Annotated in this window: 10 protein-coding genes and 3 CRISPR repeat arrays; of the genes, 1 reads left to right on the plus strand and 9 read right to left on the minus strand. The window is 66.2% G+C overall.

Annotation, left to right across the window (positions count from 1 at the left end; genetic code table 11):
* A CRISPR array of direct repeats spans positions 1–155; the repeat unit is 29 nt; unit sequence CGGTCCATCCCCGCGTCTGCGGGGCTCAC.
* 495 nt (positions 156–650) lie between these two features.
* On the plus strand, positions 651–4,115 hold the full coding sequence (locus BJF83_RS22590; RefSeq protein WP_262391780.1) for a WD40 repeat domain-containing protein: 3,465 nt from the start codon (positions 651–653) through the stop codon (positions 4,113–4,115).
* Between the two features lie 82 nt (positions 4,116–4,197).
* Here the strand turns inward: BJF83_RS22590 and BJF83_RS22595 are convergent, their stop codons facing one another.
* The 9 genes from BJF83_RS22595 to BJF83_RS22635 form a co-directional block, all read right to left on the minus strand.
* A complete protein-coding gene (locus BJF83_RS22595; protein WP_075927904.1) occupies positions 4,198–4,497 on the minus strand; it encodes an NIPSNAP family protein in 300 nt (99 codons plus the stop codon).
* A 162-nt stretch (positions 4,498–4,659) separates the two neighbouring features.
* A CRISPR array of direct repeats spans positions 4,660–4,933; the repeat unit is 21 nt; unit sequence GGTCCATCCCCGCGTCTGCGG.
* Positions 4,934–4,973: 40 nt separating this feature from the next.
* Entirely contained in the window at positions 4,974–5,312 is a 339-nt protein-coding gene (gene cas2e / locus BJF83_RS22600) for a type I-E CRISPR-associated endoribonuclease Cas2e (protein WP_075927905.1), read from the minus strand.
* Positions 5,312–6,334 carry a type I-E CRISPR-associated endonuclease Cas1e gene (cas1e, locus tag BJF83_RS22605; RefSeq protein ID WP_262391781.1) on the minus strand — a complete coding sequence of 341 codons (1,023 nt, stop codon included), beginning with the start codon at positions 6,332–6,334 and terminating at the stop codon, positions 5,312–5,314. Before cas1e ends, cas2e begins: the two co-directional genes overlap by 1 nt.
* Complete coding sequence (gene cas6e, locus BJF83_RS22610) at positions 6,331–7,032, minus strand: type I-E CRISPR-associated protein Cas6/Cse3/CasE (RefSeq protein ID WP_075927906.1); 702 nt, start codon at positions 7,030–7,032, stop codon at positions 6,331–6,333. Before cas6e ends, cas1e begins: the two co-directional genes overlap by 4 nt.
* Positions 7,017–7,814: a type I-E CRISPR-associated protein Cas5/CasD gene (cas5e, locus tag BJF83_RS22615; protein WP_075927907.1), complete on the minus strand. Its 798-nt coding sequence runs from the start codon at positions 7,812–7,814 to the stop codon at positions 7,017–7,019. The genes cas6e and cas5e overlap by 16 nt, the downstream gene beginning before the upstream one ends.
* On the minus strand, positions 7,811–8,956 hold the full coding sequence (gene cas7e / locus BJF83_RS22620; protein ID WP_075927912.1) for a type I-E CRISPR-associated protein Cas7/Cse4/CasC: 1,146 nt from the start codon (positions 8,954–8,956) through the stop codon (positions 7,811–7,813). Before cas7e ends, cas5e begins: the two co-directional genes overlap by 4 nt.
* 5 nt (positions 8,957–8,961) lie before the next feature.
* Positions 8,962–9,714 (minus strand): type I-E CRISPR-associated protein Cse2/CasB, encoded by a 753-nt coding sequence (gene casB, locus BJF83_RS22625; protein ID WP_075927908.1) that lies wholly within the window; start codon positions 9,712–9,714, stop codon positions 8,962–8,964.
* The gene (gene casA, locus BJF83_RS22630) at positions 9,711–11,279 is read right to left on the minus strand and encodes a type I-E CRISPR-associated protein Cse1/CasA (protein ID WP_262391782.1); all 1,569 of its coding nucleotides are present in this window, start codon (positions 11,277–11,279) and stop codon (positions 9,711–9,713) included. Before casA ends, casB begins: the two co-directional genes overlap by 4 nt.
* 533 nt (positions 11,280–11,812) lie before the next feature.
* Positions 11,813–14,665: a CRISPR-associated endonuclease Cas3'' gene (locus BJF83_RS22635; RefSeq protein ID WP_075927910.1), complete on the minus strand. Its 2,853-nt coding sequence runs from the start codon at positions 14,663–14,665 to the stop codon at positions 11,813–11,815.
* Between the two features lie 134 nt (positions 14,666–14,799).
* Positions 14,800–15,072: a CRISPR direct-repeat array (repeat unit 29 nt; unit sequence CGGTCCATCCCCGCGTTCGCGGGGCCCAC).
* Positions 15,073–15,100 lie beyond the last annotated feature (28 nt).

The following is a 15,100-nucleotide window of genomic DNA, read 5'->3' on the forward strand; positions in this document are numbered from 1 at the left end:
AGGTCGGTCCATCCCCGCGTCTGCGGGGCTCACGTCAAGGCGCACGCGGCGGGCACCCCGATCGCCGGTCCATCCCCGCGTCTGCGGGGCTCACTCGTCGTAGGAGCTGGTGAGGCCCTGCCAGTCCGGTCCATCCCCGCGTCTGCGGGGCTCACAGCAAATGACCTGCAACAACGCCGAGCGTTATCTTCCCGAAACATTCGATATCCGAGGCTTCCTCCACCACAACCCCGGGCTTTGAAGAATGACCCCGGGTGAAGTCCAGCAACCCTCACCCCCTGACAGCATCTCATCCAGCCCACCCCACCTCCCCATAACTTGATCAGTCCTTCCAGCACAACTCACCAGAGACCGCTTCCCGTCTACCTCCAGTGTCCTTGGACCACCAACCGACACGAAGTTCGCGACCACCGACCTGAGCACCCACCAAGCAGGGACGGTCGAGCTGGCCCTCCGCTGCTCTCTCCGTCTCCATCCGAGCATCCATCAGAACCTGGAAGCCCTGCACCGTAAGGGATTGCGGATGGCCGAATCAGGTCAGATCCTTTACGTGACGGGGCCGTCACCCTACCCTCGCCCGAGGGCGCGGCTCCCTCACGAGCCGCCCGTGCGTCCGTCGGCAATCGAATGCACGACAGGTCGGAGGACATGTGCGGCGTCGTCAGAGGTTCGCTCTCCTGCTGCAACTCCTCCTCGTCCTCGCCACCGGACTGCTGGGCGTGGTAACCAACTTCGCCACTGACGGACAAACCACATCGCCGCCCCTGCGGCTGTTGGAACAGGCCGCCGTACCCGGGCTACTCGTCATCCTCGTGGCCATGCTCGTCGGCCACCTGATCGCCTACCGGTTGGAGAATCCGGCCCCGCCCACCTTCACCTGGGACACGGGCAGGCCGCCCTACCCGGGACTGGCTGCTTTCAGCGAGGACGAAGCCGCCGTGTTCTTCGGGCGGGAGCCCCAGACATCGGCGGCGTTGCACCGCCTGAACAGCGTCGGGGCCACACGCCAGGAACGCTTCGTCGCTGTCGTTGGAGCCTCCGGGAGCGGAAAGTCGTCCTTGGTGCAAGCCGGGGTCGTCCCACGCCTGAGGAACCAGCGATGGAGTGTCCTTCCCACCGTCGTCCCCGGTACTGACCCGATCGGGGCACTGGCACGGGCGCTCACCCAGGACCGCCACCAGGCCGATGCTTACGCCCGACGTATCCGTCGTGACAGCGGGGAACTGTCGGTGCTCTTGGACCACGCACGTCGCACCACCGACACGGGACGTCGCCGGACGCTGCTGGTCATCGACCAACTCGAAGAACTCGTCACGCTGAGCGGTGGGCACGACCGGGATCTTTTTCTTCGGGCCGTCGACGAAGCCCTGCGCAAGGACCGCCACCTGAGGGCGATCGCGACGCTGAGAGTGGAGTTCCTCGGCGACCTCCTCGGTGGTGGGGCGGCGCCCCTGTTCACCAACCCTCTCGCGATCGGTGCCCTGTCCCGCGCTGAACTCGTCGACATCATCGATGGGCCTGCCCGAGCGGCTGGGTTCCGCCTGGAGCCGGGGCTGTCCGAGCGCATCGTCTCCGACACAGGCAGCGGCGATGCCCTCCCCCTCTTGGCCCACCTGCTCCAGGAGCTCTACATACGCGTTGGCTCCGGCGGCATCGCCACCGAAGCCGACTACCGGGCTCTGGGAGGCGTCGACGGAGCACTCTCGCGCCACACCGACCAGGTCGTCGCGGAACTGCGCGAAGACGTCAATCTTGTGGATATTCTGCGTGTGCTGCTCCGCTTCGTGACCGTCACGAGCGGGGACGCCACTCGAAGGCGGGTCCGTTTGTCCGACCTCGACACCGGGCAGCGCCGCATCGTGGACGCGTTCGTCGATGCCCGGCTCCTCGTCTCCGACGTGCATGACGGCGGTGTCATCGCCCAGGTCACCCATGAAGCGCTCTTCCGTCAGTGGGCACCTCTGAGGCAGGAAGTGGAAGCTCACGCCGAACGGCTGAGACAGAGAGCCGAACTGGAGCGGTGGGCGGGGGACTGGGAGGGCTCAGGGCGCAGTCCCGACTACCTCCTCACCGGAACCCGTCTGGCCACGGCCGAACGCTGGCTGTCCGCTCTGCGGGACACAGGGCAGGACACCCCGGATCTGAACGCGTTCGTGGACGCCTCACGCCGCCGGGACCTCGGGTTCCTACGAAGGGTCTCCCACAGCATCGCCGAGTACGTCCTCGCCAACGTCGAGGACTATCCCGAACTCGCTGTGCTGCTCGCCCTGGCGGCGCTGGAGGAGTGCGACCCCGTCCCTGCCGCGCGCGTGGCGTTGCTGTCCGCCCTCTCCTACAGCCACTGTCGGGCCGTGATGACCGGGCACACCGACACCGTCCGCAACCTCGCCTGGTCCCCGGATGGAGGGCGGATCGCGACGGCCTCACGCGACGGTACCGCGCGTGTCTGGTCCGCTGGCGGACGTCTTCTCCGTGAGCTTCGCGGTCATATGGGCATGGTCGAGATGGTGTCCTGGTCGCCCGACTCCACCCGGGTGGCCACCGCCTCACGTGACCGCACGGTCCGCGTGTGGGACGCCGAGAGCGGACAGTCGTCCATGCGGTTGACCGATGCCACCGATGTGGTGCGCGGTGTGGCCTGGAGTCCGGACGGCCGATTCATCGCTGGGGCGTCGCGGGATCGCGTCGTTCGGGTCTGGGAAAGCGACACCGGCCGACTCGCCATCGAACTCACCGGCCACAGCGACAACGTCCTCGGTATCCAGTGGTCCCCGGACGGAGACCAGCTCGCGACCGCCTCCCACGACCAGACCGTCATCGTGTGGGATGTGCACGCTGGGCAGGGCGCTCTCACGCTCAGGGGGCACCGCGACTTCGTGGAGGGGGTCGCGTGGAGCCCCGACGGAAGGTCCATCGCCACGGCGTCGGGAGACCACACCGTGCGGGTGTGGGATGCCACCGACGGGACGCAGCGTCTGCTCATACGCGGGCACCGTGACCGGGTGTGGAACGTGCAGTGGTCACCGGACGGAAGCATGGTGGCCACGGCCTCCGCCGACCGTACGGCCCGCGTCTTCTCAGCCCACGACGCCGAGGAACGTGCTGTGCTGCGCGGCCACACCGACGCGGTCTGGGGTGTGACCTGGTCAGCCGACGGCCACCTGCTGGCGACGGCTTCCGAGGACGGCACGGCCCGGGTGTGGGAGCTTCTTCCGCGCACCGTCGAAACCGTCGTCCACACCGGTCACAGCGCACCCGTCAACGCGGTCGCGGTCGGGGGTTCCGTGTTGGTCAGCGCCTCCGACGACGGAAACATCGGTGCGTGGGTGGATCACGGAGAGGAAGACCGATCCGGCGACCTTTTCCAGGGGAACGTCGGAAAGATCCGTGACGCGGCATGTTCCCTCGACGGCCGTCGTGTGGCCTTCGGAGGGACGGCGCGCCAAGCCGTGCTGCGCGACCTGAACGCGGGAGGCCGGGCGGTCGTCCTCGACCACGATGGAGCCATCGTCGAATCCGTGGCCTGGTCACCGGACGGTACGCGCGTAGCGACTGGGGCACAGGACCGCGTGATCCGGATCTGGGATTCCGAGGACGGCTCACTGCTGGTGACCCTGGCCGGGCACCAGGACTGGGTCGTCGGGCTGGACTGGTCACCCAGCGGACGCTTCATCGCCTCCTGCTCCGACGACCGCACGGCGCGGGTCTGGGATCTGTCGACCGGCCGTGAGCGCGCCGTACTCACCGGGCACGAGAACTGGGTGGACGCCGTGTCGTGGTCACCTGACGAAACCAGGATCGTGACGTCCTCCGCGGATTGGACGGCCCGGGTGTGGAACCTGGCCACAGGCAGGACCGACACCATCCTGAACGGACACTCCGGGAGGGTGCCCGGAGTCGCCTGGTCCCCGGACGGGGCCCGCATCGCTACCGCGTCCTACGACCGCACCATCAGGGTGTGGGATGCCAATAGCGCTTGGGAGTCCGTCGTGATCGGAGTCCACAGGGACCGCGCCGCCTGTGTGACGTGGAGCCAGGACGGCAGTCGGTCATCTCGGGCTCGTTCGACTCCACCGTGCGTGCGTGGAAGGCCAACGTCGACCTCGAGAAGCTGAAGGACGCGGCACGACAGCGTACGTTCCGTGCGCTGACACAGCAGGAGCGCCGCACGCACATGCTGGCCGTGAACGGCGAGGTTCAGTAGACACGGACGACCTCACGCACGTTCGTCGAGACCAGATAGTCCTTGGGGTCCAAGTCCATGGCCTCGCGTAGGGGGGAGTCCCAGTACTGCTGGTTGCGTTCAGCGAAGGACTCGGGGCCGTCGTAGGAGATCTCCCAGATGAAGTGGTTGAACTCGCGGTCGATCCACGCCCCGCCCAGGGAGAAGCCGAACTCCAAACGCAAGGGGACGATCTCCTCCCGCCAACGCCGTACCCACTCGTCGAGCCTGCCGTCCTTGACGGTGTAGGTGCGGACCTGAGTCGTCTGACCCACGGGAAGTCCTTCCGGGGTTGGGAAGCCAGTTGTCGAGGATCCTGCCATGCCCTGGAGACCTCATCCAGCCAGACTGCCTTGTGTATGTGCGCCTGAACCCAGCAGAGTCTGGGGAGCCTGCGGGGCTCACGCTGTCGATGTCATCTGTGCCTCCTCAAGCGGCGGTCCATCCCCGCGTCTGCGGAGCTCACATTTCTGACCTGTCCAAGGGGACGACGTATCAGGGTCCATCCCCGCGTCTGCGGGGCTCACGTGGGGACCGGCCTGCTCCTGGTCGGCATGATCGGTCCATCCCCGCGTCTGCGGGGCTCACGAAACGGTTCCTACCGATGCGTAGCGTGTCCACGGTCCATCCCCGCGCCTGCGGGGCTCACCAGCGGAGCCTGGTCAGCATCGCGGCCGGTCCCCGGTCCATCCCCGCGCCTGCGGGGCTCACCCGCAAATGACCTGCAACAACACAGAGTGTTATCTTCGCGTTATATTCCCTCAGAGGGAGGACCCGCCGTCGACGCATCGTCCTCCTCGTCTGTGACTCCGACGAACCGGATGAGCTGGAGCCCCTCGAAGTCGACGACCTCTCTGCGGCTCTGCCCGGCCGTCTTCACGATGAACCTTTGCTCATTGTCGGTTGGGTGCGCGCAAACAGCAGACCCCTCCTCAACGGACTCGCTCACCAGCTCCCAGAGCCGGTCCCGGACGCGAGCCGCCATCGTGCCGATATACAGCCCTGCCTGTGGTTCGACCATCCAGCGGGTCAGCGCGCCACGGACATGTGGCGGAACCGCCGTCGTCGAGATCACGACCATTCCCGCCATCAGCCGGGTTCCTCTCCCAGGTCGTCGAACGGAGACTCCAGGGGACTCCCTGTTTGGTCTCCGTAGTTGACTCCACCAGCTACCGCCCCACGCTGTGGGTCCCACAGGTCGACGACGCGCCAGCGTTTCGGAGCCTCCGCCTCAACTCCGGTCGCATCAGGATCGAGCAGCAGTTGGATGTCACGGACGATCCGGGGGATCATCCGGTACAGCCTCAGCTCGCTGCGTAGTCTCCTCCTGGCAGCCGATTCGGGGTTCTCCGTATCATGCAGAGAGAACGCCAAGGGGATCGTCGTCTCGGCTTTGTACAGGTCAGCGATGTCGTAGACGAACGAGTTCTGCTTGCCGCTGTGCACGAACCCGAGCCCCGGATGACATCCCAGGTGCATCACCACCGAGTGCACCACGCCGTACAGGGCGGCGTTCGCGGAGGAGAGGGCCTTGTTCACCGGGTCCTGGTCACCCCAGGACTCCGGGTTGTAGTTCCGCTTGAACGGCTTGAGCCGGTACTTGCTGGCCAAGCCCTGGTACAGGTTGCGCATGCGCCTGCCCTCCAGGGCACGGAGGGTCTCGATCGAGGTTCCCTCAGCCACCTCCTCGCCGAAGCGGAGTTCGAACATGGCATACGCCACGTCCAGGCGCTGCTCGTCGTCGGCGTAGGCCCGGGCCTGGAGATCCATCCACTTGGCCGTCCGGTCGGGTGACGTCCAGCCGCCGTAGTGGAGGATGCCTCCGGAACCCGTACTGACGACCGTCGTGCCGTGTCGGAAGAGGGTCGCCATGGCCGATGACGTGATGGACGTTCCAGGCCCCAGGAGGAGGCACGCCAGCGCCGCCGTCGGAATGGGGACCCTGTGCACCACGCCGGAGTCGGTTTCCGTCTCCGCGCACACTCCCGAGTCGGTCTGGACGATTCGCACGACATCGGCGTACAAGAACGACAACCCGTCCGAGACTCTCGGCAACATCGCCAGGGTCGGACGCAGCAACTCCTTCTTCGCGTTGCCTCCCCACGTGCTCACGACGCCCCTGTCCCCGCGCCGCCAACCCGCACGTAGGCGAGGCTCAGCATGCCGCAGCCGAAGACCTTGCCCCGCCCCACGCCATTGGCCACTGCTTCTCTGAGCGGTTCGGCATCACCGACTCGGGCCAGTCCATCGAAACGGACCGCCGGCATCCGGACCGCACGCTTGCCCCTGTAGTCGATTCGCTCGTTGAGACGCGTCGCGGTCGCGCTGATCAGCTCCAGACCGCTCTGATCGGCCTTCTTCTCCCACCAGGCGTCAGCCGCCGCGCCGACAAGCGGAAGTTCGTGCGCGTCCGAACTCAGCTGTTCGCCGTTCCGCTTCCTCAGCTCGCGGGGCCGGTCGCTCCTTCCCAGCCGCTTCATGGGGCTGCCCACGATGCGGTATCTGACGACGTCCCCCTTACTCAACCGGTCGAGCAGCGGTGACAGGTCCTTGACCCCCGTGATGTCGAATCCCGACGGCAGGCGTTCCCAGCTCAGCTCACAACGGCTCTGCACGAGCATGTGACGGCCTGCCCTGGTCTCCTCAACGCGAAAGAGCAGCCCGGCCTTCTGTCTCGGAGAGTCGATCTTGTTCCCACCCAGGCTCTCCTCGACCAACTTCATCAGGATCCGGTGTTGGTCACCCGCGGTGGCGCGTCGGACGTCCCTCACGCGGTCATCGAGTTCGATCTTGGTCAGTTGGACTGGCATCGCCCTTCCCCCACGTACTTGAGGATGCGCCTGCGGTACTCGCCTGGGCCTCGGGTGAGTAGCGCTCCGGGAAGCCGTTCGAGGCCCGTGCTCACTGATCGGAAGCGGTAGACACGCGCCTGCCCGGCGAAACTGACCGGCACGTCGTTGAGAACCGCCACACTCAGGTCGCCTGCCTGCTCCGCTGAGGCCGTTTCCTCCACGAACGGGATCCGAACGCTGACGGGTCTGCGATCCTCACCCCACTCGATCCGCCCGCCCGTGCGCGGAGCGAGAGGCACTTCCTCTCGCAGTTTCCGTACCGGATCCTCCGCCTGGGCGCGGAGCAGCAGCGGCTCATCGGGAACATAGCCCCGCCTGCCGAGGTACGGCGCCCAACGCGGCGACTCCAAAGCCGTGGCCACCTCCTCGGTGAGCCGTGGAGGGCCTTCGACAGCGACGGTGAACACCGCGTCAGACAGGTAGGAGCGGCGTGTGACGATCGTTCCCTGGCCTTCGGGACGCCGTTTGCCCTCCGCGGTCGGAACGCTCCGCCGAGCTGGCACCGCGCCTCCGATGGTGTGGAAGTCGACCATTCTCACGCCGGGCCGGTCGATGCGGATGGTGAACGTCAACGGCTCGTAGCGCTCAAGTGGCTGGGAACGATCACGTCCTTCAGCCGCCGCGAACATCCCGATCAGAGCCGACCGCGTGGGGTGGTCGATGGTGTCGCGGTCACCGAAACTGCTGTGTTCCCCCCAGCTCTGCATCGGGCCGGTGAGCCGGAACAGCAGGCCGCTCACGTGCTCGCGTCCCCGGCCGTGCCACCGGTGTTCTCCAGAACGGAGCTGATGAGACCGGGGTACGACTCGACTCGGCTCCCGAGGTTGGGCAGCTCCTTGTCCAGGTTGATGCCTGCGTGGAAGGCGGTGGAGGTGCTATCCCACCAGACCCGGTTGAGCTGTTCGGCGTAGCTGTCCATCCTCGTCTGCGCTCGCGCGGCGAAGCCCGCAGCGGACTGGATCGGCTCTTCGAAGGCCGCGGCGTAGGACACAGGCCTGTCTGCGCGCGCGCTGACGTGGACCAGTTCGGGCACCGTCTGGGCGCCCGTGGCGTTCTGCTTGCCGGTTGGAACGGTGACGATGAACGCCCTGAGGAACTGGGCGACCAGTTCTCGTGCGGTCTCCTCGTCGCCGCCCAGGTTGTCGAGCAGCTGCGCCAGGTTGATGTTGGCGTAGCGGTAGAACGTGCCAGAGCTGAACTCACCGACGTTCATGTGGCCGCTGCCGTGGTCGTCGTCCCGGGGGATATCGTCAACCGCGGTGAAGAAGTCCGTCTCCACGGCCGTGCCGTGCACGGTGAACGCGTGCGCGAACTGGATGGCCCCGTCGACCTGCCCGCCCGGCAGTTCGGCGAGCATACGCCCGAAGAGGTTGATGGTGCCGCTACGCGACCTGAGGATCTGAGTGACCTCGTCGGTGGGAAGGACGCCCTGTTTCGAGGGCTTCTTCTTGGCTATCTCCTCCCCGATGGCCTCCGCGTGCCCGGACACCACGTCGGCGAGTTCGCTGATCGCGGCCTGGGGGAGGTAGAAGAGCACGGACGTGTCCTGCGCCTTGTCCTGCTGTCCCTTCTTCTTCGACTCGAGCTTCATCCCGGCCGACACGATGATCTGACGCCCGGCCTCCTCCGCGGGGCCGTCGTCCCATCCGCGCCCGCGCAGCTCTTCGGCGACAGCTCCGACCAGGCGCCTGGTCCGCACCGCGGGGTCGCCCAGACGCTTCTCCACCTCGTGGCGGATGACGCGCTTCCAACTCTGACTGGAGATCCGCGTGCGCTCATACCCCCCGAAGACCACCGTTTTGGGAGATCCCAGGTCATCTCGGTTCGTGTTTGAGTACGGCAGGGTCTGGAGGGCGTGTACGTCGATGTAGGCGGCCTTCATGGTGGTCACTGCTCCTCGTCGTTGCCGGAGGCGGTGTCGCCGCCTTCTTGGCGCTTCTGCTTCTCTTCCTCGTGGAGATCCCGGTTGCGTGTGCGGTGGTAGGACTGCAGCCATTCCTTGGCGACCATGTCCCGCTCACCGCCCCAACGCGCCAGATCCTCGATCAGCACCACCCAGTCGACGGGGACCTGGCGGGTCCGGGCTTGGCGGACCAGTGTTGGCAGGCGCTTATGGATGCCAGCGAGATCCAGTCGGCAGAGCCGGTGGAGCCTGCTCTCCGTCGTGTCGGCCTTGAGATCGCCTGTCCTGACCCCCTGAGCGAGCGAGGCCCCGAGGTTGAGTCGGCCGTTCTTCTCCTGCGGCGCCTGACCGTCGTCGGGTCCAGAGTCCTCGTTCGTGGCGCCGTCGGCACTCGGTTCGCCCTGCCCTTCGGATTCTTCCGAGTCGGCGGCCGCGTGTTCGTCAGCCGTGCCTTCATCCCTCGCTGTGCGCGGCTGCGCGGCCATGAGGGCGGCCACCCCGTAGAAGGCCCATTCCTCCGCCAGACCGTCGGGAGGGTCGAGCGGTTCGCCGTGTGGGCCTCGAAGGCAGCTGTAGACCACGCCGTGCGCCGGCCGGGCGGTAGGATGCGTGGGCGGGTGGCCCACCATCCTCCGTAGCACCGATCGGTCACCGGGGGAGGCGACGATCCGCTCCTGCAGAAGTGTCACCATCCGATCGGCGAGGAAGCTGATCTCCCCGCGCTCTCGTGTACTCATGATTCAGCGTCTTCCCGCTGTTGGGTCCATTGTCTGAAGAGTCGGCCGCGGTGGTGTTCGATGACGCTCGCTGTCCTCGGCCTGGAGGCGTAGGCGTCCGTGACCTTCTCGAAGGCTCGGGCGGCCGCGAGAACGAAGTCGTTGCCGGGTGATTCGACCGCACCGTCGAAGGCGATCCGCCAGAAGATCCGCCCTGCCTCGGACCAGTACAGGGACATCCCCGGACGCAGCCAGGGCCCGGTTCCCGTATCCGCCTTGCGGGAGTCCCCGCCGCTCGGGCTGTTGCTCTCCTTCCAGGCGGCTTTGAGCGCGCTCTCCAGCCGCCGCCCAGCCCCTTCGGCGGAGGAGACGGACAGTCGGATCCTGCGCCGAGCGAGGTCCGCCTCCTCGGAGTCGGCGGCGCTGTTCTTGAGCCACCGCAGAACGGCGGGGGTCACGGCGGCGAACCACTGCCGGTCGCGGGTCTGGCCGTCCTGGTCGAAGCCGAAGGCCCGAACCCTCAGCGTGCGCTGCAGTTCCTTGGAGACACCTCGGTACGAGGTCCAGGTGTTGAACAGCTCGGGACGGCTCCGACCTGAACGCTCGTCGTCCCGCAGGAGGGCGTCCAGATCACGCCACACGGCGCGCGCGGCGTCCGCTGGTTTCCCGTAACGCCTGCCCTCTTTGGAGGTCAGATAGATCTGGAAGGGGTCGGTCGGCGGTGACCACGTCTCACGGAACTCCTTGGTGATGCGGAACCCCCAGGTGATGGTGGCGTCGGCAACGCTTCGGCCGTCGTCGGAGGGGTGGAGGAGAACCGCGTGACGGTACTGGTTGGTGAGAATCCCGGCCAGTCCCATGGCCTCTGCGGGGAGGCCTGCCGGGTCGTCGAGCTCGTCCCTCTCCCACGGCGCTTTGTCGGGCGCACCCTTCCCGGGGTAGGGGATGTTCATGGCCAGGCTGGTGAAGAGGTTCTCCCCGAGAGGATGGAACGAGAGCGATGACCGCAACGGCCCCGCGGACGTGTCTGCCTTGTTGACTCCGTCGACGACTCGCGCGGTACAGCGCCCCGAGGGCCCGTAGTAGACCGTAGCGATCAGATGCTGGACCGCGATGTCCGGTGTGATGGGTTCGGGGGCGAGGTCGGTGGCGTGGCCTCCCAGCCACACCTGGTTGTTGCCCGCGCTGCGACCCCAGCACAGTTTGTTGACACCGGAGGTCGATTTGCACTGTTCAGCAAGGCGGGGATCCTGGAGCCAGGGTCGACCGCTGGCTCCGAAAAGGTCGAAGCGTTCCGCGTAGTCGTCGAAGTAGGACTCGACCCCGTCGGCATCGAATCTCCCCGCCCGGAGCAGCTCCAGCCTCCGTTCAGCCCACTCCGTCGGGTCGTCGGCCTCATCAAGTTCGGTGACACGCGCGGTGATCAGGGCGAGAATGCGCCACAGGCCCGCCGAGGCGGGAGGCAACGGGAGCTCCACGTCCGCGATGCTGTGGGATGACAGGAAGAGTTCACGCAGCCCCACGCGTTCGGGTTGGTGTTCACCGTCGTCGCTGGACCGCTGTCCAGCCACCGCACGGGTAGCCAAGGCTCTTCGTCGAGCCGATAGGAAGCCGTCATGGCCTCTCGTTCTCCGTCCCTACGAACCCGACTGTCAAGGCAATAGCCGTGACCTGCTATGTTTTCCTCTCAATGGCTTCATCCACGCCTTGCTCGCGTTGAACGAGTCCGCCTGGATTCAGCTCTCAGAGCCCCGCAGACGCGGGGATGGACCGCTGGCTGACGCAGGTTGAGCCGGGTCTGCTCACAGCCCCCACGGAAGTGGGGAAGTCGGCGGCCCCGACAGGACCGCCCGCCTCGTCGCTGTCAAACAGGCCCAGCCCGAGATCAGGCCGTCGAACCACACCCCTGGCCGAGCACCGACATTGGGTCAGCGATCAGAACGGCACAGAGAGAGCCGCACAGTTTGTCTCCCTCGGAGTGACTGAACTCGTTCGCGCACAACCCACCAAAGCTGGCTGATGCTGGTTGCCAGAATGACTTACCTGCGTCGCACGAAACTTTACCAGCCCTTGGGATTTCCGCGCATTCCCAGGAGGCAACAAATCAGACAAATTGAACTTATCTCCACATAAGTCCTTTTTCTTTATGCAGAGTCCAGGATCGATCGCCGACCTCACCCTCTTCGACAGCTCCGTCGGCTTTCACGTACTGCGGGATCATGATCAACTCACGGAGCCTGAAGTCCCTCCGCCACGCCTGCGGCAAGGTCCCTTCACGCGCTTTCTGCGGCGGCACCCATTGGCCGCCTCTCACGGGGATGGTCCTGCGGATCACCTGCGCCAGGTCAGCCTCGGTGAACACCCCCTCCGGCCCTGCCCCACGCTCAGGGAGTCGGACCGTGCGCTCTCGGTCCAGCCAGGTTTCGCCTCTCGCGTCCTTGAAGCAGCAGAGGACGCGAACCGAGTCGGCGTCGAACCGGGTGGACGCCACTTCCTCGTCCACACCGAACGACCCGGCCGTGAGCTCGTACAGACCTCCGCTCAGACCATCTGGTGACACGAACATGTCCTTCGCCAGGGTCCGCATGCCCATGTCCTTGCCGAGGCGGTCGATGTCGTGCTTCATGTCATCGATGAGACCCGGGTCGTCGTACACCCGCTCCACGAGTTTCTGAACGTCTCCAGGAACCTCGACGGGCCTACCCTCCCGTTCACGCAGGAGGTTCTGCGTCCGCACCAGCAGAGAGGCGGCGTAGACGAACGTCCACACTTCGGGCATCTTCGACTTGGTCGGCTGCTCCGGGGCGAGAACGGCCACGCGCGGACGCTGTGCCCAAGCCGGACGGGTGATCACACCGAGACGTTGGTGCCGCCAGCACCGCCCAGCTCGTTGCAGCAGAAGCGAGATCGGCGCGAGATCGGTGATGATCGAATCGAAGTCGAGATCGAGACTCTGCTCAATGATCTGCGTCGCAACGAGAATCGCTGATTTCGGACGGTTCTTGTCCGCATCCTTCTTGCCGAAGAATCGGACCACCTTCTCCGTGATCTCGTCCCGCTGCCATCCTGGGAACCTCGCGTGCAGCAGAAGCAGCTCCGGACGTTCCGCCGGGTCGGGGAACCGTTCGCACAATACGCCGTCGAGCAGGTCATACGTCTCCTGGGCCTCGGCGACCGTGGTGCAGATGACCGCCGCACACCCTTTCCCAGAGGAGAGCAGGCCAGCGAGCTCGTCCTTCAGAGCACCAGCACGGTCCACCCTGCGCTCCCGACCGCTCCCCTCCTGCGGGATGGGGACCAGGTCGAGCTGGAGGGGATCACGTTTCTCGCCAATGATCGGTTCGGGATTCCGGGTGATGGTGCCCGTGCCGATGTCCGCGTGGATCCATCCTGGATAGTCGATGCAGTCCACGGCGGGCGCGGGGGCTGCGGGCTTCCTCCGTCTGCGACCGAGCCTGGTTCGGCGACGTTGGCCCGCGCCCTCGAGGTAGGCGGTGACATAGGCGTCCGCGACCGTCCGGTGCAGGGTCGCCGACAGGAGGATCACAGGGACGTTCAGCTTCCCCAGCCACCTGAGAAGCCGCTCAAGCCCCTCCTGCATGTAAGGGTCGACCGCATGTGCCTCGTCAACGACGACGACTTTCCCGATGAGGCCGAGAAGCCGGACCACGTTGTGCTTGAGCCTGAGCACAGCCATGAGGACCTGGTCGATGGTTCCCACAGACCAGGACGCCAGGAGGCCCCGCTTGCGGCCGAACAGCCAGTCGGTGACCTTGAACCCCTGACCGTCCGGCCCTGAGGTCAGAACGGTTGACGGTGCGGCTTCGAGCACCCCTGGGTGGTAGTCCTCGTTGAGCCAGGCCATGGAGTGCAGCAGAGTCAGGGGACGTGGGACGTCCGCTCTGTGTTCGGCGTATCCGCGAAGCCTGCCGTACATCTGGTCCGCCGTCGCCATCGTGGGCAGCGCGATGTAGCGTCCCGGGCACCCCGCCGCGTAGCCCATGATGTCCGCCGCGTGGAATGCCGCTTCCGTCTTTCCCATCCCCGTCGGCGCGGTGATGAGCAGCAGTCCCGCGCCGGTGCACACCTGGGGTAGGTGCTCGGCGACGGAGGTCTGCAAGCCGTTGGGCGTGGTGATCTCGGGAAACGACTCCGGGAAGGTCGCAGGCGTGGTGGTCAGCGGTCGCAGGCCGGAGTCAACCAGCAGCTTTGGGGTAACGGACCTCTGACGCTCGAAGTAGGACCGCAGGCTCACCTTGTCCCCCACCTTGGGCTTGTGGGGTTTCTGGGCGAGAACGTGTCGCTTCTGGCTGACGAGCCAGTCGGCGAGGATGACCAGCCCGCAGACAACACCGGCGATCGGTTCTGGGAGGGTCTCAGGAGCCTGAGGTCTGCCGAGAAGTTCTGTGAGTGTGTGCAGGATCTGCCAGCGTTGGTCGTTCCACCGGTCCTCGTCGAAACCGGCATCGCGGAGAGGGTTGTTGCCTTGGGAGTCGAAGAACTCCGGGAACAGGCCGTGGTGTCCGCCGAGGAGTTGCGCGACGAGCAGAGTACTTGCGCCCGGCTCATCGGTCGGGGGGTAGCCGACCTGTGGAAGCGCTGTTTCCAGCCAGCGGGCGGTGGCGGTGGCGTGGCCTACGCGTTCGGCAATGTCCCGATGAGTCGGGTAGGCGGGGAGGTCGATGGGGATCTGGTGCTGGAACTGCGGAGTGGCTTTCCCGATGTCGTGCAGGCCAGCCCAGTAGGCGATGAGGCGACCTGCCTGTTCGGTATCGACGCCTAACGCACTGGAGATCGTGGCGCGCGGGCCCGGAGCCAAATACTCCTCCCACAGTGCGAGCGCCATCGCGGCCGCATCCATAGCGTGACACACGAGCGGGTGGCGATAGCCTCCGAGGTCGCGCTCCTTGGCCCACAGGCATAGGTCGACCAGGTGTTCAGTCCCCGCCGAAGAGCCCAACGGATACGCCATAAGTTCCCTTTCGCATCAGACCCGTAGCGCGGAGGCAACAGTAGACGGCAGGTCTGACAAAACCTGTCGCCGAGACGGTCAGGCGTGCTCCCCTCTACGTCCCCAACATTCACACGCTGCAGGGGCCAGCGAGTTGACCCATCCCCGCGTTCGCGGGGCCCACAGATACGGTTGCTCCGAAAAGGTAAAATCACACGGTCCATCCCCGCGTTCGCGGGGCCCACCTCTCTGCTCACCCGTCGGGGCCGTCCGGGATCGGTCCATCCCCGCGTTCGCGGGGCCCACCGGATGATCACCAAGACACACCTTGCTGACGCCGGTCCATCCCCGCGTTCGCGGGGCCCACAACGTCGAACGGGAGCACAAGAGCACCATCCCCGGTCCATCCCCGCGTTCGCGGGGCCCACGCGACCAGAGGCCCGCCCGACCGGCCCC

It is taken from the genome of Nocardiopsis sp. CNR-923, from assembly GCF_001942255.1.
In the GTDB taxonomy this organism is placed as follows: Bacteria; Actinomycetota; Actinomycetes; order Streptosporangiales; family Streptosporangiaceae; genus Nocardiopsis.